This window comes from Mesonia sp. HuA40 (genome assembly GCF_008017835.1).
Lineage (GTDB): Bacteria > Bacteroidota > Bacteroidia > Flavobacteriales > Flavobacteriaceae > Mesonia.
In genome coordinates this window covers 43,744-64,860 of sequence record NZ_VRLT01000025.1, presented here as the reverse complement: position 1 = coordinate 64,860, position 21,117 = coordinate 43,744, and the positions used below count along the sequence as shown (strand labels likewise).

The following is a 21,117-nucleotide window of genomic DNA, read 5'->3' as shown; positions in this document are numbered from 1 at the left end:
TAAGCTCGTTAGCGCAGATGGTACTGCTATTTTGTGGGAGAGTATGTCGCCGCCTTTTTTTAAAGCCTTTGGATTTAATTCCAAAGGCTTTTTTTTTGTTTATAATAGTGGATAGTTCCCAAATTGTTTTAAGCTTTAGGGGTTCCTATCTACTGGTTTTCTTGCTGCAACTTATAGACTTGTACTTAAAGCTGGTTCTTGAATAGGTCGCCGCCTTTTTTTAAAGCACTTAAAAACCACTTGAGCAAAAGGGATAATTCGTTAGCCAGGAGATATGAATCATTTTTTTGCTAGCATCCAAAAAAGTAGGAAACACGGCTAAATAGAAGCATAAGTTGGTTGTTTTGGCTCGCCGTGTTGTATCTTATCAATAACCACTAAGTAATATGATGAGAATACCAACTTGCGTTAGGGATAGAGCGGCCTGTCTAAGCTCTTGCGAGGCCTATGCCCGCAAAGCGAGTAGCGATAGCCCGACCTTTTTTAATAAAAAGGGAACGCCATAATCAAGAATCACTAATAATTAATAAGCTGGCATAACAATTGAATATTATTGGTGTAGAAGCTTGATTGCTTAGTTTAAAAGAATTTTTTGTACAATTCAAACTGGAATACTGACAGTTTGACTAAATATATACTATGGGAAAATCAAATATTTTTAGTTTAGACAATTTGTCACTACAAGATATTAATGAAGATGCTGAATTAATACCGCTTATGACTTCTGAAGATGAAGATGAGATTGAGCGTGAAAGTTTGCCTGAATTTTTACCAATTTTACCTTTAAAAAATACTGTATTATTTCCTGGAGTGGTTATTCCTATTACTGCTGGACGTGACAAAAGTATACAACTAATTAATGATGCCAATAATGGAGATAAGGTTATAGGAGTTGTTGCTCAAAAGGATGTGAATACTGAGAATCCGAGTAGAAAAGATATTTATAATCTTGGGGTGGTTGCTAAGATTCTTAGGGTTTTAAAAATGCCCGATGGTAATACTACTGTTATTATTCAAGGCAAAAAGCGTTTTGAAATTGATAAAGTGGTTAAGGAAGACCCTTATCTCACCGCTCAAGTTAGTCCGGTTGTAGAGGCTAAACCAGCCGATGGTAACGCGGAATTTAAAGCTATTGTAGATGCTATAAAAGAGCTAAGCTTAAAAATTATAAAAAATAGTCCAGCCATTCCATCAGAAGCATCCTTTGCTATTAAGAACATTGAAACTCCCTCTTTCTTAATCAACTTTGTATCATCGAATATGAATTTGAGGGTTAAGGAAAAACAGCAGCTTTTGGCTACAAATGATTTGAAAGAGAGAGCTTTATCTACTTTGAAATTTATGAATATTGAATATCAAAAGCTAGAATTGCAAAACGATATTCAATCAAAGGTGCAAAGCGACATGAGTCAGCAACAGCGTGAATATTTTTTGCATCAACAAATGAAAACCATCCAAGAGGAACTTGGGGGTGTTTCGGCGGAAACTGAAATAGAGGAGATGCGCCAACAGGCGAAAGCTAAAAAATGGGAAGATAAAATTGCCAAACATTTTGAAAAAGAATTAGGTAAACTGCAGCGAATGAATTCGCAAGTTGCAGAATATTCTATTCAACGTAATTACTTGGAGCTTTTTCTTGAGTTGCCTTGGAATGAATTTAGTAAAGATAAGTTCGATTTAAAACGAGCTCAGAAGATTTTAAATCGTGACCATTATGGTTTGGAGGAAGTAAAGAAACGTATCATTGAATATTTAGCCGTTTTAAAGTTGCGAAATGATATGAAGTCGCCTATTTTGTGTTTATATGGTCCTCCTGGGGTGGGTAAAACTTCATTGGGTAAGTCTATAGCCGAAGCCTTGGGCAGAGAATATGTACGCATTTCATTAGGAGGTTTACGTGATGAGGCTGAGATACGCGGTCATAGGAAAACGTATATTGGTGCTATGCCTGGAAGAATTATTCAAAGTTTAAAAAAGGCAGGAACCAGTAATCCTGTTTTTGTGTTGGATGAAATTGATAAATTGGGACAAAGTCATCAAGGTGATCCTTCGTCGGCACTTTTAGAGGTACTAGACCCCGAACAGAATAATGAGTTCTATGATAATTTCTTGGAAATGGGCTTTGATTTATCGAAGATCATGTTTATTGCTACTGCAAATAGTTTAAATACTATCCAGCCAGCTTTAAGAGACCGTATGGAGATTATTAATATGACTGGTTACACAATGGAGGAAAAAGTTGAAATTGCCAAAAGACATTTAGTCCCAAAACAAATTAAGGAGCACGGGTTAAAGCCAGATCAAATAAAACTGGGCAAAGCCCAAATAACTAAAATAGTTGAAGGCTACACTCGTGAGTCTGGAGTACGTGGTCTTGAGAAGCAGATAGCTAAGGTGGTTCGTTATGTTGCTAAAAGTATTGCTCTTGAAGAGGAATATAATGTGAAGTTGAGTCAAGCTGATATAGCGTCCATTTTAGGGGTAGCTAAACTTGAGCGTGATAAGTATGAAAATAATGATGTCGCTGGTGTAGTTACTGGCCTGGCTTGGACTAGCGTAGGAGGTGATATTCTTTTTATTGAATCTATTTTATCAAAAGGAAAAGGTAATTTATCGATTACTGGTAACCTAGGTAAGGTAATGAAAGAATCTGCCACTATTGCGATGGAATATATCAAGGCTAATGCCGAAGAATTTGGTATAGATGCTGGTATATTTGAAAAGTACAATGTGCATATTCACGTTCCCGAAGGGGCTACTCCCAAAGATGGCCCAAGTGCTGGTATTACTATGTTAACCTCTTTGGTTTCTCTTTTTACTCAACGTAAGGTGAAAAAGAATCTAGCCATGACAGGCGAGATAACTCTTCGAGGTAAGGTATTGCCAGTGGGTGGTATTAAAGAAAAAATATTAGCTGCCAAGCGGGCACATATCAAAGAGATTATTTTATGTGAAGATAACCGTAAGCATATTGAAGAGATCGATGATAGTTATTTAAAAGGACTTACCTTTCACTATGTAAGCGACATGAAAGAAGTGCTACAAAAAGCTATTACCAAGCAAAAGGTAAAGAATGCTAAAACTTTATAGTTAATTTATCAAATATTTCATCAAAAAAAAGCCTCGCAATTGCGAGGCTTTTTTTTGATAAATGGGAGATTCATCCTATTCTTGATCTACTTTTCTCTTAACTACTTCACCATCTTCCATTTTTACTTTTACTTCTTTTTCTTCGGTCTCAATTTTCTTCTTTTCGATATTACCATCTTCATCTTTTTTAATTTTCACTTCGGTATCACCGTCTTCAATTTCTATTTTTTCACCATCATCGCTAACTTCAATTTTGGCATCTTCGCTTACTTCAACGCCTTCAATTGTTTTGGTGTCTTTTTCTTCTTGATCGCGGCAGCTGTATAAGCTACCAATTAAAGCTAAGGCTAATCCTAAATGTTTAAAAGATACTTTCATAATATTAATTGTTTTTCTCAAATATCTTAAATGTTTTGGGTATTACAATTAATTTAAGACTTTGATAAGATAGAATTATTATTTTTTTAGACTTTCAAGACTTTGTTTAAGGGTTTCAATTTTAGCCATTGCATCGGCTTGTTTTTGCTTTTCTATTGCAACAACCTTTTCTGGTGCATTATTCACGAATCGTTCGTTGCTTAACTTTTTTTGTACGGCTTTTAAAAATCCTTCGTTATATTTTAATTCATCTTGTAGCTTAGCAATTTCGGCTTCTACATCGATAGTACCTTGCATAGGAATAAAATATTCATTAGATTTAACACGAAACGATAAAGCGTTATCCAATTGCCTTTCTATGTAAGAAAGCTGATTGATATTTCCTAATTTTTTTATGATACCATCATATGCCTTGGTAAGCTGCTCAGAATTTATCAGGCTTAAATCTACTGTTTCTTTAAATGAGATATTTTTATCTTTACGGATATTTCTTATTCCTGAAACGACTTCTTTGACCGTATCAAAATCCGCAATAAGCGACTCATCAAAAGTTTTTTGTTCAGGCCATTTTGCAACAATCAAAGCCTCATCCTTTGATCTTTTTGCCATGCTTTGCCAAATTTCTTCGGTTAAGAAGGGCATAAATGGATGAAGAATTTTTAAGTTCTCTTCTAATAAATGCAATACATCTTGTTTGGTTTGCTGGTCAATAGGCATTTGGTACCCTGGCTTAACCATTTCTAATAACCAAGAACAAAACTCATCCCATATTAATTTATAGGTAGTCATTAGCGCATCAGAAATGCGATATTTATCAAAATGATCTTCAATTTGCGCTAAGCTTACCTGTAATTGATTCTTATACCATTGTATTGCTTTTTGGGCATATTCTGGTTGTTCTAAGTGGGTATCGACCTCCCACCCATCAATAAGTCTAAAGGCATTCCAAATTTTGTTACCAAATCCTTTCCCTTGTTGGCAAAGGCTTTCATCAAACATTAAATCGTTACCTGCAGCGCTACTAAGTAATAAACCTACTCGCACTCCGTCTGCGCTATAATCTTCTATCAATTTCAAAGCGTCAGGTGAATTGCCTAGAGATTTAGACATTTTTCTCCGTTGCTTATCACGCACCAAACCAGTGAGATAAACATTGTTAAAAGGTTTTTTACCGGTATATTCATATCCAGCAATTATCATACGTGCAACCCAGAAGAATAGAATATCTGGACCTGTAACCAAATCGTTGGTGGGATAGTAGTAGTTAAATTCCTTGTTATCGGGTTGACAGATACCATCAAAAACACTCATCGGCCATAGCCAAGAAGAGAACCAAGTGTCTAATACATCTTCATCTTGTTTTAGATCTTCTATTTTCAAATCTTTTTGTCCAGATTTCTCTTGCGCTAGTTTTAAAGCTTCTTCTTTAGTTTCGGCAACAACAAAGTCATTTTTATTGTCACCAAAATAATATGCCGGTATACGATGTCCCCACCAAAGTTGTCTAGAAATATTCCAGTCCCTAATGTTATTCATCCAATGTGCATAGGTATTTTTAAATTTTTCAGGGAACAACTTTATTTCTTCGGTTTCTAAAACGGCTTTGATAGCGGGTTGAGCAATTTCTTTCATTTTAAGAAACCACTGGTCAGATAGTCGAGGTTCGATTACCGCTTTAGTACGCTCAGAAGTACCTACTTTATGAATGTGGTCTTCTATTTTTACTAAAAAGCCTTTTTCTTCAAGTTCTTTACGGAATTGTTTTCTTACTTCAAACCTGTCTTGGCCTTGGTAGTGTAAACCTTGTTTATTTAAACTTCCATCTAGGTTAAAGATATCTATCATCTCTAAATTATGCTTTTGGCCTAAGAGATAATCATTTTCATCGTGGGCTGGTGTTATCTTTAGGCAGCCCGTACCAAACTCTAAATCTACATATTCATCTGCTATAATAGGAATCTCTCTATTTACAACGGGTACTATAACATTTTTGCCGTGTAAATGTTGATAGCGCTCATCATCGGGATGTACACAAATTGCGGTATCTCCAAATATAGTTTCAGGTCTAGTTGTAGCTATAATCAAATGTTCATCACTTCCTACAATTGGGTAAGCCACATGGTAAAGATGGCCTTGTTTTTCTTCATAAATCACCTCTTCATCAGAAAGGGTTGTTTTGGCTTCGGGATCCCAATTTACCATTCGGTAACCCCTGTAAATATGACCTTTTTTATATAAGTCTATAAAAGACTTAATTACCGAAGCCGAAAGTTGCTCGTCTAGAGTAAATTTGGTTCGATCCCAATCGCAGGAGGCACCTAATTTTTGAAGCTGATTGAGAATAACCCCACCGTAGTTACGGGTCCAGTCCCAAGCGTGTTCCATAAATTCTTCACGAGACAAACTCTTTTTGTCTATACCTTCTTCTTTTAATTTAGCTACCACTTTGGCTTCGGTTGCAATAGAGGCGTGATCGGTTCCTGGTACCCAACAGGCGTTATATCCCTGTAGTCGAGCCCTACGAACAAGCACGTCTTGTATAGTATTGTTGAGCATGTGTCCCATATGTAAAACTCCCGTTACGTTAGGCGGAGGAATAACAATAGTGTAAGGCTCTTTTTCGTTGACTTCAGAGTGAAAATAACGGTTCTCTAACCAGTACTTATACCATTTTTCTTCTATTTCTTTTGGGTTATAATTGGCAGCGATGGGCATTTTGGTCTGTTTTTTGATTTACAAGAGACAAAAGTAATTATTAAGGCTTGATTTTAAAAGATTATAAAATGTTATTCTTATTTTTTTGTATTCAAGCGATTAAAGTTTAATTTAGTAACCAAATTTTTATACAATGAAAAAAATATTTTTAGTAGCCGTTGTCTTAATGACCAGTTTTGCAATGCAAGCACAAGCAGAAATTGCTTTTGAACAAGAAACTATAGATTATGGTAATGTTGCCTACGATAGTGATGGTTTAAGAACCTTTGTTTTTACCAATACTGGTGATGAGCCCTTAGTTATAAGTAGAGTTTCCTCTACTTGTGGATGCACGGTTCCAGAAAAACCTAAAGAGCCTATTTTACCTGGAAATAAAGGAGAGATTAAGGTTAAATATGATACGAAAAGACCAGGGCCTATTCGTAAAACGGTAACGGTATATTCGAATGCACAAAACTCTCCTACACCTTTAAAAATTAAAGGCTACGTGGCTAAAAAAGACACAAAAAGTGTATTAGAAAAATAAAATATAACCACACTTAATTAGTATACAACCTCTTTCTGAATAAGAAAGAGGTTTTTTTGTTGGATCAAAATTGAATTGCCCCATTTATTTTTCGCATTTTTGCACAAAAATTTTGTAGTATGCCAAATATTTCAGCCAAGGGGCAAGCTATGCCCGAATCGCCTATACGTAAGTTGGTTCCTTATGCAGAGAAAGCAACTGAGCAAGGAAAAGAAATCTTTTACTTGAATATAGGTCAACCCGATATTAAAACCCCTCAAGTAGCTTTAGATGCTGTTAAAAATAATGATTTAGAGATTATCTCTTACAGCCATTCGGCTGGTTTTGCTAGCTATAGAGAAAAACTTGCTGGTTATTATCAAAGGGTAAACCTGCCTATTGAATCAGATGATATCATTATAACTACCGGAGGTTCCGAGGCCCTGCTTTTTGCCATGGGTAGCATTACAGATCCAGGAGATGAAGTGATTATTCCAGAACCATTTTATGCTAATTATAATGGTTTCGCAACCTCTGCAGGAGTAGAAGTGGTGCCGGTTCAGGCAAAATTTGAAAACGGTTTCGCTTTACCTCCAATTGCCGAGTTTGAAAAGCTGATTACCGATAGAACCAAAGCCATTTTAATTTGTAATCCAGGGAATCCAACGGGTTACTTGTATACTCAGGAAGAAATTGAGCAATTGAGTGCCTTAGTTAAAAAATACGATTTATTTCTCGTAGCCGATGAAGTATACCGTGAGTTTGCCTATGAGGGCTTAAATCATTTTTCGGTTATGGCTCAGGAAGGACTTGAGGAACACGCGATAATGATCGATAGTGTATCTAAGCGTTACAGCATGTGTGGTGCCAGAATAGGATGTTTGGTTTCTAAAAATAAAGCGGTGATGCAAACGGCTATGAAATTTGCACAGGCTAGACTAAGTCCGCCAACATTTGCACAAATTGCTAGTGAAGCAGCCTTAGAAACTCCCCAGTCATATTTTGATGAAGTAATTGAAGAATACGTTCAAAGAAGAGATACGTTAATTCAAGGTCTAGAAAGTATACCCGGAGTAAAAGTAGCAAAACCAAACGGTGCCTTTTATTGTATTGCAGAATTACCGGTTAAAGACGCAGAAGACTTTGCAAAGTGGATGCTAGAAGATTTTGATTATAACGGTCAAACCATTATGGTTGCTCCAGCTCAGGGCTTTTACTCAACCCCCAACACAGGCAATAATCAAGTGAGAATTGCCTATGTTCTAGAACAAGATAATTTAAAAAAGGCAGTAGAAATATTACGACAAGGATTAGATAAATATCAAGCCAAATAAAACAATGGAAATACACGCCAACTTCTCATTAAAGGCTTTAAATACTTTTGGGATAGATGTGCCGGCTAAACAATATGTTAAGGTACAAACTAATGCAGAGTTGCAAGCCGTCTTACAACAGTTTTATGCCGACGAAATTTTGATTTTGGGAGGAGGTAGTAATATTTTACTTACACAACCCATCAATAAAACGGTGGTTCAACTATCTACTAAAGGAATTGAACTAGTTAAGGAAGATCAGGATTTTGTGTGGGTAAAAGCGCAAGCTGGCGAGAATTGGCACGAATTTGTGTCTTGGTGTATTAGTCAAGGTTTTGGCGGATTAGAAAATCTTTCCCTAATTCCGGGTAATGTAGGTACAAGTCCTATTCAAAATATCGGCGCTTACGGGGTAGAGCTAAAAGATGTATTTGTTTCGTGTGAAGCGATTCACCGGCAGAGCCTTACAAAAAAAACCTTCTTAAAAGAAGACTGTGATTTTGGTTATCGTGACTCTGTATTTAAAAATAAATATAAAGGCACTTATATCATTACCAAAGTACTATTTAAATTAACAAAATCTAAGCACAAACTAAAAACCGAATATGGCGCCATTCAAAATCAATTGGATGAAGCTGGAATAAAAAATCCTGGTATAGCCGATGTTGCCGAGGCGGTAATCGCTATACGCTCTTCAAAACTTCCCAATCCTAAGGAGATTGGTAATAGCGGTAGCTTTTTTAAAAATCCTGTGATTGAAAAAGAGTTGTTTGAAGATTTACGTGGCAAATTTAAAGAAATGCCTTTTTATCCTATTTCAAGTGATAGCTTTAAAATACCAGCGGGATGGCTTATAGAGCAATTAGGTTTTAAAGGAGTACGCCGTGGAGATGCCGGCGTGCATCACAAGCAAGCTTTAGTTTTGGTCAATTATGGGGAAGCAAGCGGAGCAGAAATTTTGGCTTTAGCCAAAGAAATTCAGCAAACCGTACATCAGAAATTTAATATAATGCTAGAGATGGAAGTGAATATTCTATAAATATAAAAAGGGCTTTAATATATTAAAGCCCTTTTTATTATATAGATTAAAAACTTATTCACGCATTAATACACCGTCTATAACGTGTATATAACCATTGGATCCCTCACGATCTACATCGGTGACTTTAATTTCGGTTCCAGTATTATCGGTTAAAACTACAGCATTATCTTTAATAGAAGCTTTTAATTTACCATCATTGGCGGTTACCAGTTCGTAACTACCCGATCCGCTTTCTTGAATTAAACTTGTCAACTTATCGGCAGAAATCTCACCCGGTACCACGTGGTAACTCAAAATACCTTCTAAGGTCTCTTTTTGCTCGGGTTGCATAAGTTCATCTAGCTTCTCTTTGGGTATTTTATTAAACGCCTCATTAGTTGGAGCAAAAATAGTATAGGGTCCTTCAGATTTTAAAACTGCTACTAGCCCCGCGCTTTCTAATGCAGCGGCCAAAGTGGTATGCTTATTTGATTGGCCAATAACCGCTACAAGATCTTCTTCTTCCTCGGCAGATTGCTCATCTGTAGTTATTACTTCTTCTTTTTCAACACTAATTTCTTTCTCCTTTTCCTTTTCCGTTTCATTTTTGCAAGCGGTTAAACCGATTAGGGCAAAGGCCGCTAGCGCAATTGTTTTTGTTATTTTCATAAAATTTAATTTTGGTTTTACAAAGCTAATATACTATGCAAAAGCTGATAATAATCAGTAAATAAAATAAAATATCGTTAAATTATGTAAACGAAATATTAATTCTAAAAAAAGCTTTTTTCTACCCGTGCTTAATTGTATTTTTGCAGTATGAAATTACTATTTATATCTCTTATATTACTAGGATTAGCGGTTGCCGGTATTGCGATAAAAATATGGGCAAAAAAAGATGGTAAATTTGCAGGAACTTGCGCCAGTCAAAGTCCGTTTTTAAATAAAGAAGGCGAGGCTTGCAGTATGTGTGGTAAGTTGCCAGAAGAAGCAGAATGTAAGTCAGAAACGGCTTAAATTATGCTAAACCTATCTCTGTGGTTGTTTGTTGGTTTCGCACTGATAAACCTATTCTTTTATGCTTTTTTTGCAGGGTTTTTATGGCGGCGTAAGTTGATTAAGCCTATCGGAAAAACTTTAACGCAACCATTTTCTGTTATTGTTTGTGCAAAGAACGAAGCCAAAAATTTAAAAGAGAATATCCCTTTTATTCTAAGTCAAGACTATCCGAATTTTGAACTCATTCTGGTCAACGACTCCTCTAAAGATAATACATTGGAGGTAATGGAAGAGTTTGCAAAAGCCGATTCTAGAGTAAAAATTGTAAACGTACTCCCCAATGAGCATTTCTGGGGAAACAAAAAATACGCCTTGACGCTGGGTATTAAGAAAGCTAAAAATGATTTTTTAGTTTTTACCGATGCAGACTGTCAGCCAGAGAGCAACTTGTGGTTACAGTACCTAGCCGCGGCCTTTTCGCCAAAAAAACAATTGGTGCTGGGTTACGGTAAATACCAAATGCAAAAAGGACTTTTAAATAGGTTTATACGATTTGAAACCTTGTTAACGGCAATTCAGTATTTTGCTTACGCACATTATAAATCGGCCTATATGGGGGTTGGCAGAAATTTAGCCTATACTGCAAAGTTGTTTTACGAACATAATGGATTTGTCAACCATATGAACGTATTGTCGGGTGATGACGATTTATTTGTTAATGAAAGTACTAATAGTGAAAATACCATTTATTGTACCAATAAGGAATCTTTTACCTTAAGTGATCCAAAAAAAACTTGGCAAGATTGGATGTTTCAAAAGAAAAGACATATAAGCACGGCCAAACATTACAAGGGCAAGCATAAATTTCTCTTAGGTCTTTTTTATACCAGTCAATTGGGTATGGGGCTTTTTTTTCTGATCACCAATATTTTATTGATTTTTAATTTTGATGCGTATATACTCCAAGTGCTTTGGTTGGTGATGTTGGTGCGTTACCTCGTGGTTTTGCTGGTTTTTGCCAAAGCTACACGTGTTTTTGATGAAAAAAGGCTTTTGCCTATACTTCCGTTACTAGAATGGGGGCTGGTTACGATACAAATGCTTATATTCGTTAGTAACCAAAACAAAAAGCCTACTACCTGGGCGCGATAAGTAAGTTTGCCAGATTATACCAAGTACATACAAGAAGCGAAAGCTGGCCAAGAACAAGCTTTTAAATACTTACTCGATCTTTTTTGGCGAGATGTTTATCGGTTTCAATTAAAGAGAACAGGTAACGAGTATGAGGCCGAAGAGATAACCATACAAACTTTTAGTAAAGCTTTTGAGAAAATAAACACTTTTAAAGAATCGTATAGTTTCAAAACTTGGCTTATCGCCATATCAAAAAACATCCAAATTGATCTGAGTAGAATTAAATCGGCAACGACCGCTAGCATGATCGATTTAGAAGAGTACGAGGCGCTTGTAGATGAAAACGATACCGCTGAGGATCAAATCATAAAAGAGCAAAACCTAAGTATTTTATTGCATTATCTCAAGCAACTTAAACCGCATTATGAGCAGGTTATTCGGTTGCGTTACTTTCGTGAAATGAGTTATAAAGAGATTGCACAGCAGTTAGATGAGCCGCTAGTCAATGTTAAAGTAAAGCTTTTACGGGCCAAAAAAATGCTAGCCGATAAAATTAAAAATACACCAAAATCGGTATAACTTCTTTTAAACAAGCTTATCTAAAAAGTTAAAAATAAAATTAGTGGTTAATATACTATTCTAAAAATAGGGTAGCGCATTGCAATTTTTTATATTTGTTTTCGAAAAAAATACTTTATTAATGACTCCTCAAGTTCTTGAAAATAAAACAACCATAAAAAAACCAAAGTGGTTGCGTGTAAAGCTACCTACTGGTAAAAAATACACCAATTTAAGAAAATTAGTAGATCGCTACGATTTGCATACCATTTGTACTTCGGGTAGCTGTCCTAATATGGGTGAGTGTTGGAGTGAAGGCACAGCAACTTTTATGATTTTAGGAAACATATGTACCCGTAGTTGTGGATTTTGTGGTGTGAAAACCGGGCGTCCAGAAACTTTAGATTGGGATGAGCCCGAAAAGGTGGCGCGTTCTATAAAGCTGATGGATATCAAACACGCTGTGCTTACTAGTGTAGATCGTGATGATTTAAAAGATATGGGATCTATCATGTGGGCCGAAACCGTTAAAGCAGTAAGACGCATGAATAAGAACACCACCTTAGAGACTTTGATACCAGACTTCCAGGGTATAGAGAAACACCTTGACCGGATTATCGCGGTTAAACCGGAAGTAGTTTCGCATAATATGGAAACTGTTAGGCGGCTAACGCGCGAAGTGCGCATACAAGCCAAATATGATCGTAGTTTAGCTGTGCTTAAATATTTAAAAGATCAAGGCATTAGCAGAACCAAATCGGGTATAATGTTAGGCTTGGGAGAAAAAGAAGAAGAGGTAATACAAACCCTTAAAGATTTACGAGCGGTTAATCTTGATATTGTAACAATAGGACAATACTTACAACCCAGTAAACAACATTTACCGGTAAAGCAATTCATTACCCCAGATCAATTTAAAAAGTATGAGGAAATAGGATTAGATTTAGGTTTTAGACATGTTGAAAGCGGCGCCTTAGTGCGTTCTTCTTATAAAGCCCAAAAACATCTAACCTAGCATAATGGCAAACAAAATTAAAATAGGTATAAACGGTTTTGGAAGAATAGGTCGTAGCTTATTCAGGCTGTTAGATGCGCATCCGCACATAGAAGTGGTAGCCGTAAATGATTTAGCAGATTTAAAAACCTTGGCCCACCTGTTAAAATATGATAGCATTCACGGTAATTTCTTGACCAATTTTGAGATTAGGAACAATACCTTAGTTGCAGAGAATCAGCAAGTGGTCTTTTCACAAGAGTCAAAAATTGAAAATATAAAGTGGCCTCAAGAAGTGCAACTGGTGGTAGAAGCAACGGGTAAGTTTAAGACCCGAGAAAAAGTAGAGCAACATCTCAGCAAACACGTAAAAAAAGTAGTGTTAAGTGTGCCGCCGATTTCAGAAGATATTCCTATGGTAGTTTTAGGAGTAAACGATCATATCATTCAACATAGTGATACTATTATTTCTAATGCCAGTTGTACCACCAATAATGCGGCACCAATGCTACAAGTAATGCATCAGCATTTTGGGGTTAAGCAAGCCTATATTTCTACAGTTCATTCGTTTACTAGCGATCAAAACTTACACGATTCGCCACACCGAGATTTGCGCAGAGCGCGAGCCGCCACTCAATCTATTATTCCTACTACCACTGGAGCTGCTAAGGCTCTTACCAAAATCTTTCCAGATCTAGCTCAGGTCATAGGAGGCTGTGGTATTCGAGTACCGGTACCCAATGGTTCTTTAACCGATATGACTTTACATCTAAAAAAAGAAGCGAGTATAGACCACATCAACAATCTTTTTAAAAGCGCTGCAGCAAATCGCTTAAAAGGAATTTTAGCATATACAGAAGATCCGATTGTATCTATAGATATCGTTGGTAATTCGCATTCCTGCGTTTTTGATGGTTTAATGACTTCGGTTATAGACGGGCATTTGGTCAAACTTATAGGTTGGTACGACAATGAGCGCGGTTATAGTAGCAGAATTATCGATTTGATTTTAAAACTATGCAATATTAAATAGTATATTTATACCATCAGGACGGGCTTTTATGAAAATAAACAATTTTTTTCTGGCTTTTATTTGCTGCTTTTTGCTTTTTGTAGAGAGCAGTCCAGCTGAAGTAAGCCTTCAAAAAGATTGGAATTCTAAACAATATGTACAAGCAGAGCCGGCAAATAAGTCTAGCTTAAAACAAGAAGAAAAGGAAGACTCCATCAATAAGGCTTTATTGGTTAAATTTAATAAAGCTTTATTTAATTTTAATCAAGGTAATATAGCCAATGCCGTGGAATACACCCTCAGATTAAAAGATTATGCGCAGAATAATTCCAATTTAGATTATGAGATAAAAGCGTTAAAACTGCTCAGTGAAATTCACGCCAGTCAAAATAACTATAAAAAAGCCCTTCGTTACCGTCAAGAGACAGATTCGATATTAAACAATACGGTAAACCTTGATATATCGCAACATTGGGCATCAAATGCAGCTTTTAATACGGCCTACAATAAACTACAAGAAGAAAAAACTGCTCAGGAAAAAAAGCTAAAATTCAATCAATTAGCGGTTGTGTTAAGTGTATTGTTAATCTCGATTTTATCATTGTTTACTTTAGCCTTATATAAAAATAACCGTTTACGCGCAAGCGTAAATAATTTATTGAAAACTAAAAACAATGAGTTATTAGCGGCTAAAATGAAAGCTGAAAAAGCTAATGAAGTAAAAGATCAATTTCTTTCTACTATAACCCACGAATTAAGAACCCCTATTTATGCTATTAATGGTTTTGCATATTTGCTAAAACAAGAAGACCCCAGACCCGAACAACTAGAGCATATCAAGGCGCTTATCTACAGCGGTGAACATTTGCTTTCTTTAGTCAATAATATTCTAGACTTAAATAAATTGGCGGCAGGAAAGGTGACCAAAACCGAGAGCTTTTTCGAGGTAAAATCGGTAATGGATGAACTAATCTATTCTTTTAAAAATGCGGCAGAGGCAAATGCGGTATCTTTACATCTAAAAATAGATGAAAAAGTATCTCCAAAATTATTTGGCGATATCCTTAAGCTTAAGCAAATTTTAATTAATTTACTTTCTAATGCCATAAAATTTACAAAAAACGGCGAGGTATGGTTGAGCATTACTTGCTTAAATTTAGAAACAAACCGCAGTAAGATTCGTTTTAGTATTCGGGATACTGGTAGAGGAATTAAAGAAGAATTTCAACAAAAGATCTTTGATAATTTTCATCAAGGAGAGAGTTCTACTTCTTCCAATTATGGAGGAACCGGGCTGGGGCTTACTATTGTGACGAGTTTGCTTGAGTTCTTCGATTCCAAAATAAATTTAGAGAGTACCTTCGGTAAAGGAAGTACCTTTTTTTTTGATATTGTTTTTCATCAGCCAAAAGAGAAAAAAGATAACAACCAAATTCAAGCCGCTTTAAATGACCCAATAAGAATGGATGAGTTATTTAAAGGCAAAAAGGTGCTTATTGCCGAAGATAACATCATCAACATTAAATTAACCAATAAAATTCTATTGCGACGTGGCTTTGAAACCGATTTGGTTAAAAACGGTTTGGAAGCCATCAATAAGGCAGTTGAAAAAGATTACGACTTGATATTGATGGATATTCATATGCCTATTCTAGATGGAATACAAGCTACAATCGAAATTAAGAGTCATAAGCCTAAACTACCCATCATCGCTTTAACGGCTGTTAGCTTAGAGGAAACATCAGAAAATTACATAAAGCAAGGATTTGTGGCGGTGATCCCTAAACCTTATAAAACTGAAATGTTTTACCAAAAGATTTATGAGGTACTACTTCGGTCTCAGGCATAAGCTTGCACATGCTTTTTGATGCGCTGGTCAAAAGATGCTGCATCGGCTATAAACTCCATTTTTATTGGTAAATAAAATAATTTTTCGGGAGATATGTATTCGCTTAAGCGCACAAAATCTTTTTCTGTAGTGATAATAAAAGGCTCTGCTTCTAATGTCTCAATTTCTTGCCGACTAAAATTATGATGGTCTGGAAATTGTTTATGTTTTACGCTAAAACCTTTAGCTTTTAAAAAGTCAACCAAAGGTTTGGGTTTAGCAATACCTGTAACTAGTGTAAAGGCATCTTGAAGTACCTGCAGGGGTATGTGTTGTTTCCCATTGGTAACTTGGTCGGCGTAGGTTATGCAACTAAAAAAAACCAGCTGCTCGGGTTTTGGTTGTATTGCCTGGATAATGTTTTGACGCTCTGCTTTACTCAACTCTACTGGGCATTTGGTGACCACTATAAGTTGAGCTCTTCTCGCTCCAACCTTAGGTTCACGAAGGTTACCAGCAGGTAAAACGCAATCTTGGGTATATAAGTCGTTGTAGGTACTTAATAATATAGATAAATTCGGTTGCACGCGGCGATGTTGAAAAGCGTCATCTAGTAAAATTACCTCAGGGGGTTTTTGCCGCTTTCGCATTTGCTCGATACCCTTTCGTCTATCTTCGCAAACCGCCACCAATAAAGGTTTAAATTTGCGCTTGAATTGTAAGGGTTCGTCGCCCACTTCGAGCGCGGTATGGGCTGTTGTTACTTCTATATAACCCTTGGTTTCTCTTTTATAACCTCGCGATAGGGTGCCTAAGTGGTATTGTGTAGCCAATAAACGCACCAAATATTCTATCATTGGCGATTTACCCGTTCCGCCCATACTCAAGTTTCCTACGCAGATTACAGGAAAATCGTAAACCGTTGATTCTAGTATTTGTTGATTGTATAAATAATTTCTTAACCGCAATATACCTCCGTAAAGCAAAGAAAACGGGTATAGAATTTTTTGTAATTGACGCATTCCGCAAAAGTATAATTTTTATATTTACCTTTTAAGGATTCAAGTTATGAAAATAAAAGAAGTAATCAAGCAAATAGAAGAAAGTGTACCCCTAAATTATGCCGAAGATTTTGATAATGTCGGCTTATTAGTAGGAGATGATAAGCGAGAACTCACCGGTATTTTAGTGGCACTAGATACGCTAGAAGATACCGTAGACGAGGCTATAGCACAAAATTGTAACCTTATAGTAGCTTTTCACCCTATTATTTTTGGCGGACTAAAATCACTAACGGGTAAAACCTACGTAGAGCGCGTGGTGCAGAAAGCAATTAAGCATGACGTGCAAATATATGCTATTCACACGGCCTTAGACAATCACCTTCATGGCGTGAATTTTAAAATGGCAGAGGTGTTAGGCTTAACCCAAACCCAAATCTTAATGCCGCAAAAAAACACCCTAATGCAATTGAATACTTATGTGCCTTTAGATCATTATTCGGCTGTACAGCAAGCCTTATTTAGTGCCGGAGCAGGAAGTGTAGGTAATTATGATTCTTGCAGTTTTGGCTTGCTGGGAGAAGGGAGTTTTAAGCCCAACAATCAAGCACAACCCCATACTGGAAAACCTAACGAGTGGCATGTGGGAGAAGAAAAAATGCTACACGTGGTGTTCGAAAAACACAAGCAGCAAAAAGTATTGCACGCAATGTTTGAATCGCATCCTTACGAAGAAGTGGCTTATGAGCTTATACCCATAGCCAATGAGAACCAGCAAATAGGTATTGGTATGCTAGGTGAATTACCCCAAGCCAAAACTGAGAAAGAGTTTATAAATCAGTTAAAAAATGTGTTTGGTACTCCGGTAATTCGGCATTCTGCTTTAAGGCAAAAACCTGTGAAAAAGGTAGCTGTATTGGGAGGAAGTGGTGCATTTGCCATTTCGGCAGCAATATCTAAAGGAGCCGATGTTTTGGTCACCGCCGATTTAAAATACCACGACTTTTTTAAGGCAGAAGACAAAATTCTATTAACCGATATAGGGCATTATGAAAGTGAGCAGTTCACAAAAAACTTATTACATGCGTTACTTACAAAAAAATTCCCTAATTTTGCCATCGTTTTATCAGAGAAAAGTACCAACCCCATTCAATATAGTTGATTATGGCCAAGAAAAAAGAAATTAGCGTAGAAGAAAAGCTAAGAACATTATTTGATTTACAGTTAATAGACGCCCGCATCGATGAGATTCGCAATGTACGCGGAGAATTGCCTTTAGAGGTAGAAGATTTGAAGGATGAGGTAGCTGGTTTGAACAAGCGTTTAGAAAAATTAAATATTGATTTAGAAGGGCTTAACCAAAATATAGCCGATAAGAAAAATGCTATAGAAGAATCAAAAGCGCTAATTAAGAAATACAACGAACAGCAAAAAAATGTGCGTAACAATCGCGAATTTAATGCTATTTCAAAAGAGATTGAATTTCAGGAATTAGAAATTGAATTGGCCGAAAAGCATATTCGAGAGTTTAAAGCACAGATAGAGCATAAAAATGAGGTGATTACGGCGACTCAAGAAAAAATTGAAGCTAGACAAGAGCACTTAAAGCATAAGCAAGACGAGTTGGATGAGATTTTAAGCGAAACCGAACGCGAAGAAAAGGCGCTAATAGAAAAGTCTGAAGATTTTAAGAAAGATATTGAAACTCGTTTGGTAACCGCATACGAACGTATCCGCGGAAGCGTAAAGAATGGTTTGGCTGTTGTACCGGTTGAACGTGGTGCTTCTGGAGGTTCATTTTTTACCATTCCGCCACAAGTACAGATGGAAATCGCATCGCGTAAGAAAATAATCACCGATGAGCACAGTGGACGTATTCTAGTTGATTCGCAGCTGGCAGAAGAGGAACGCGAAAAAATGAATGAATTGTTCAAAAAATTCTGAGACAACAAGACCTAATATTCAAACCCTTTAGAACATTTGTTTTAAAGGGTTTTTTTATGATTTGTTTAAAAATTTTTGCATCATAAAAGTTTACCTTTATCTTAAAAACAATGAAGAACTGGGGACTTTTATTAGGGCTTATTTTTTTTTGCTATAGTTGTGAAAATAAAGCCGAAGATAAATCAAATCAGCCGCCAAAGGCGAACAATGCAAAGAATCAAAAAGTTAATACTTTTAGTTTAAATGAAGCTCAAGATCGATATGCCACCGCATATTTTGCAGGTGGTTGCTTTTGGTGTGTAGAGGCCATATATGAAGATGTCATTGGGGTAGAGGCGGCAATTTCGGGTTACGCAGGTGGGCATACCGCAAATCCTACTTATCAACAAACCAATACGGGTACAACTGGTCACGCCGAGGCGGTAAAAATTATTTACGATCCTAACTTTATTGATTTTTCCACGCTACTAGATATTTACTTTAAAACTCTTAATTGGTCTCAAGAAAACGGTCAAGGACCAGATTTTGGAAGCCAGTACAGGTCGATTGCCTTTTACAATAACCCCCAAGAAAAAAAGCTCATAGAGAATTATATTAAGCGCCTAGAGCTAACCACCAATCAACCGGTAGCCGTTGAGGTGAAAGAATTTGACAAATTCTGGGTGGCAGAAGACTATCATCAAGATTACGAAGCCAATAATCCCAACAATCCATATATTCAAAACGTCTCAAAAAAGCGCTATGAAATGTTTAAGCGGCAGTTCCCTGATTTAGTAAAACCAACTAACGAATAAACCTTATGGTTAATGGGTAACGAACTTCTTCGCCCGCTTTTGATTTATTGGCCTGCAATATAGGCGTTACAATCGCAACAATTGCAACAAAACCAATGAACACAAACCCTACTAAAAATACAATCATTATCGATGAAAGTATGAAATAAATAAAAATACTTATTTGAAAATTTAATATTTCTTTGCCTTCATAATCTAAATTTTCAATTTCGTCTCGTTTTACTAGCCAAATAATAAGCGGAACAATGAAGCCACCCATACCGGTAACCAAGTTGAGTAACTGAGAGAGGTGCATTAAATATAGCAACTGACTGTCTTGCTTTTTTTCGCTGATAACTTCCATAGTATTCATATTAGAAATGCAAAAATACATCAAGTTTTTATAAGCCGCTAGATTTAGGCAAAATTTGATTACTTTCTTACCTTTGTGCTATGATTTTAGATGATACCATAGTAGCCTTGGCCAGTGCCCCAGGAGCGGGAGCAATTGCGGTCATTAGAGTGTCGGGACCCGATGCCATTGAAATAACAAATCCGGTTTTCAAAGCTAAAAATAAAGTTGCGCTCACTCAACAACCAACGCATACCCTGCAATTGGGTCAAATAGTAGATCAAGAACGGGTAATTGATGAAAGTTTGGTAAGTGTTTTTCACGGTAAACGCTCCTATACGGGCGAACCTACCGTTGAAATATCCTGTCACGGAAGTCCATACATTCAGCAAGAAATCATTAATTTGATGCTTAAACAAGGATGCCGTATGGCGAAACCTGGAGAGTTTACTATGCGTGCCTTTCTCAATGGAAAAATGGATTTGAGTCAAGCCGAAGCTGTAGCCGATTTAATTGCCAGTGATAATGCGGCCAGTCACCAAATTGCTATGCAGCAAATGCGAGGGGGCTTCGCTTCAGAACTGCAACAATTAAGAGATGAGTTACTCAATTTTGCCTCCTTGATTGAGTTGGAACTCGATTTCTCGGAAGAAGATGTAGAATTTGCCGATCGTGCAGAATTCCAGCGCTTGGTCAACCGAATTCAAAAGGTATTGAATAAATTAATCGATTCTTTCGCAGTGGGTAATGTATTAAAAAACGGTATCCCGGTAGCTATTGTTGGAGAACCCAACGTAGGAAAATCAACTTTGTTAAATGCACTGTTAAATGAAGATCGAGCTATTGTAAGCGATATTGCGGGTACAACTCGAGACACCATCGAAGATGAAATCGCTATTGGCGGAGTAGGATTCAGGTTTATAGATACTGCAGGTATCCGAGAAACCACCGATACTATTGAAGGCTTAGGTATTCAAAAAACCTTTCAAAAAATCGAACAGGCTCAAGTGGTATTGTATTTATTTGATGTCAGTAAAATTAAAAACGATCAACTGAGTATTGAACAAGTAAAAACCGAAATTGAAAAGATTAAAAATAGATTTCCAGGTAAACCTTTACTAATAATCGCCAATAAAAAAGATAGTCTTACCAAAGAAGAGCAAACGGCTTATAAAAAGGCGATAACCGATTTGCATTTGATTTCGGCCAAAGAAAAACTGGGCGTAGAAACCGTACAAAATCGTTTGTTAGATTTTGTAAATACAGGCGCTTTAAAGAGTAATGACACCATTGTAACCAATTCAAGGCACTATGAGGCTCTGCTAAAAGCTCAGGAAGAAATCAATAAAGTTCAAGAAGGGATGCAAATGGGATTAACAGGCGATTTACTGGCGATAGATATTCGTCAAGCCTTGTATCATTTTGGGGAGATCACGGGGCAGGTGTCTAATGACGACATACTCGGTAATATATTTGCAAACTTCTGTATCGGGAAGTAAA

The 21,117-nt window shown here is 36.6% G+C and carries 19 protein-coding genes; 14 read left to right on the top strand and 5 right to left on the bottom strand.

Annotated features, from left to right (window positions below):
- The first annotated feature begins 639 nt into the window (after window positions 1–639).
- Window positions 640–3,090: an endopeptidase La gene (gene lon, locus FT993_RS04170; RefSeq protein WP_147861286.1), complete on the top strand. Its 2,451-nt coding sequence runs from the start codon at window positions 640–642 to the stop codon at window positions 3,088–3,090.
- A 75-nt stretch (window positions 3,091–3,165) separates the two neighbouring features.
- Here the strand turns inward: lon and FT993_RS04165 are convergent, their stop codons facing one another.
- Together FT993_RS04165 and FT993_RS04160 are read right to left on the bottom strand one after the other, a co-directional pair.
- The gene (locus tag FT993_RS04165; RefSeq protein ID WP_147861285.1) at window positions 3,166–3,468 is read right to left on the bottom strand and encodes a hypothetical protein; all 303 of its coding nucleotides are present in this window, start codon (window positions 3,466–3,468) and stop codon (window positions 3,166–3,168) included.
- Between the two features lie 78 nt (window positions 3,469–3,546).
- Window positions 3,547–6,183, bottom strand: a complete 2,637-nt coding sequence (locus tag FT993_RS04160; RefSeq protein WP_147861284.1) for a valine--tRNA ligase — start codon at window positions 6,181–6,183, stop codon at window positions 3,547–3,549.
- A gap of 133 nt (window positions 6,184–6,316) precedes the next feature.
- Here FT993_RS04160 and FT993_RS04155 point away from each other — a divergent pair, with 133 nt between their 5' ends.
- The 3 genes from FT993_RS04155 to murB all read left to right on the top strand — a co-directional run bounded on the left by FT993_RS04155 (window position 6,317) and on the right by murB (window position 9,040).
- The gene (locus FT993_RS04155; protein ID WP_147861283.1) at window positions 6,317–6,709 is read left to right on the top strand and encodes a DUF1573 domain-containing protein; all 393 of its coding nucleotides are present in this window, start codon (window positions 6,317–6,319) and stop codon (window positions 6,707–6,709) included.
- Window positions 6,710–6,828: 119 nt separating this feature from the next.
- The gene (locus tag FT993_RS04150; RefSeq protein ID WP_147861282.1) at window positions 6,829–8,022 is read left to right on the top strand and encodes a pyridoxal phosphate-dependent aminotransferase; all 1,194 of its coding nucleotides are present in this window, start codon (window positions 6,829–6,831) and stop codon (window positions 8,020–8,022) included.
- A gap of 4 nt (window positions 8,023–8,026) precedes the next feature.
- Window positions 8,027–9,040, top strand: a complete 1,014-nt coding sequence (murB, locus tag FT993_RS04145) for a UDP-N-acetylmuramate dehydrogenase (protein ID WP_147861281.1) — start codon at window positions 8,027–8,029, stop codon at window positions 9,038–9,040.
- 54 nt (window positions 9,041–9,094) lie between these two features.
- On the opposite strand, the gene FT993_RS04140 is transcribed toward murB, so the two are convergent.
- Window positions 9,095–9,691 carry a fasciclin domain-containing protein gene (locus FT993_RS04140; protein WP_147861280.1) on the bottom strand — a complete coding sequence of 199 codons (597 nt, stop codon included), beginning with the start codon at window positions 9,689–9,691 and terminating at the stop codon, window positions 9,095–9,097.
- 150 nt (window positions 9,692–9,841) lie between these two features.
- Here FT993_RS04140 and FT993_RS04135 point away from each other — a divergent pair, with 150 nt between their 5' ends.
- From FT993_RS04135 to FT993_RS04110, 6 genes are all read left to right on the top strand, one after another.
- On the top strand, window positions 9,842–10,039 hold the full coding sequence (locus tag FT993_RS04135; RefSeq protein ID WP_147861279.1) for a membrane or secreted protein: 198 nt from the start codon (window positions 9,842–9,844) through the stop codon (window positions 10,037–10,039).
- 3 nt (window positions 10,040–10,042) lie between these two features.
- Entirely contained in the window at window positions 10,043–11,173 is a 1,131-nt protein-coding gene (locus tag FT993_RS04130) for a glycosyltransferase (protein WP_147861278.1), read from the top strand.
- A 6-nt stretch (window positions 11,174–11,179) separates the two neighbouring features.
- Window positions 11,180–11,734: an RNA polymerase sigma factor gene (locus tag FT993_RS04125; protein ID WP_147861277.1), complete on the top strand. Its 555-nt coding sequence runs from the start codon at window positions 11,180–11,182 to the stop codon at window positions 11,732–11,734.
- 121 nt (window positions 11,735–11,855) lie between these two features.
- A complete protein-coding gene (lipA, locus tag FT993_RS04120) occupies window positions 11,856–12,728 on the top strand; it encodes a lipoyl synthase (RefSeq protein ID WP_147861276.1) in 873 nt (290 codons plus the stop codon).
- 4 nt (window positions 12,729–12,732) lie between these two features.
- Entirely contained in the window at window positions 12,733–13,740 is a 1,008-nt protein-coding gene (gene gap, locus FT993_RS04115; protein WP_147861275.1) for a type I glyceraldehyde-3-phosphate dehydrogenase, read from the top strand.
- A 28-nt stretch (window positions 13,741–13,768) separates the two neighbouring features.
- Complete coding sequence (locus tag FT993_RS04110; RefSeq protein WP_147861274.1) at window positions 13,769–15,568, top strand: ATP-binding protein; 1,800 nt, start codon at window positions 13,769–13,771, stop codon at window positions 15,566–15,568.
- Here the strand turns inward: FT993_RS04110 and lpxK are convergent.
- Window positions 15,559–16,569: a tetraacyldisaccharide 4'-kinase gene (lpxK, locus tag FT993_RS04105; RefSeq protein ID WP_147861273.1), complete on the bottom strand. Its 1,011-nt coding sequence runs from the start codon at window positions 16,567–16,569 to the stop codon at window positions 15,559–15,561. The two genes, FT993_RS04110 and lpxK, sit on opposite strands and share 10 nt — an antisense overlap.
- A 46-nt stretch (window positions 16,570–16,615) precedes the next feature.
- Between lpxK and FT993_RS04100 the strand changes: the two genes are divergently transcribed.
- From FT993_RS04100 to msrA, 3 genes are all read left to right on the top strand, one after another.
- Entirely contained in the window at window positions 16,616–17,710 is a 1,095-nt protein-coding gene (locus FT993_RS04100; protein WP_147861272.1) for a Nif3-like dinuclear metal center hexameric protein, read from the top strand.
- Window positions 17,711–17,712: 2 nt separating this feature from the next.
- Window positions 17,713–18,492 carry a zinc ribbon domain-containing protein gene (locus FT993_RS04095; protein WP_147861271.1) on the top strand — a complete coding sequence of 260 codons (780 nt, stop codon included), beginning with the start codon at window positions 17,713–17,715 and terminating at the stop codon, window positions 18,490–18,492.
- 110 nt (window positions 18,493–18,602) lie between these two features.
- Window positions 18,603–19,286 (top strand): peptide-methionine (S)-S-oxide reductase MsrA, encoded by a 684-nt coding sequence (gene msrA / locus FT993_RS04090; RefSeq protein ID WP_147861270.1) that lies wholly within the window; start codon window positions 18,603–18,605, stop codon window positions 19,284–19,286.
- On the opposite strand, the gene FT993_RS04085 is transcribed toward msrA, so the two are convergent.
- A complete protein-coding gene (locus tag FT993_RS04085; protein WP_255504418.1) occupies window positions 19,276–19,629 on the bottom strand; it encodes a DUF4870 domain-containing protein in 354 nt (117 codons plus the stop codon). The two genes, msrA and FT993_RS04085, sit on opposite strands and share 11 nt — an antisense overlap.
- A gap of 89 nt (window positions 19,630–19,718) precedes the next feature.
- On the opposite strand from FT993_RS04085, the gene mnmE reads away from it, so the two are divergent.
- Window positions 19,719–21,116 carry a tRNA uridine-5-carboxymethylaminomethyl(34) synthesis GTPase MnmE gene (gene mnmE, locus FT993_RS04080; RefSeq protein WP_147861269.1) on the top strand — a complete coding sequence of 466 codons (1,398 nt, stop codon included), beginning with the start codon at window positions 19,719–19,721 and terminating at the stop codon, window positions 21,114–21,116.
- The last annotated feature ends 1 nt before the right edge of the window (window position 21,117 follow it).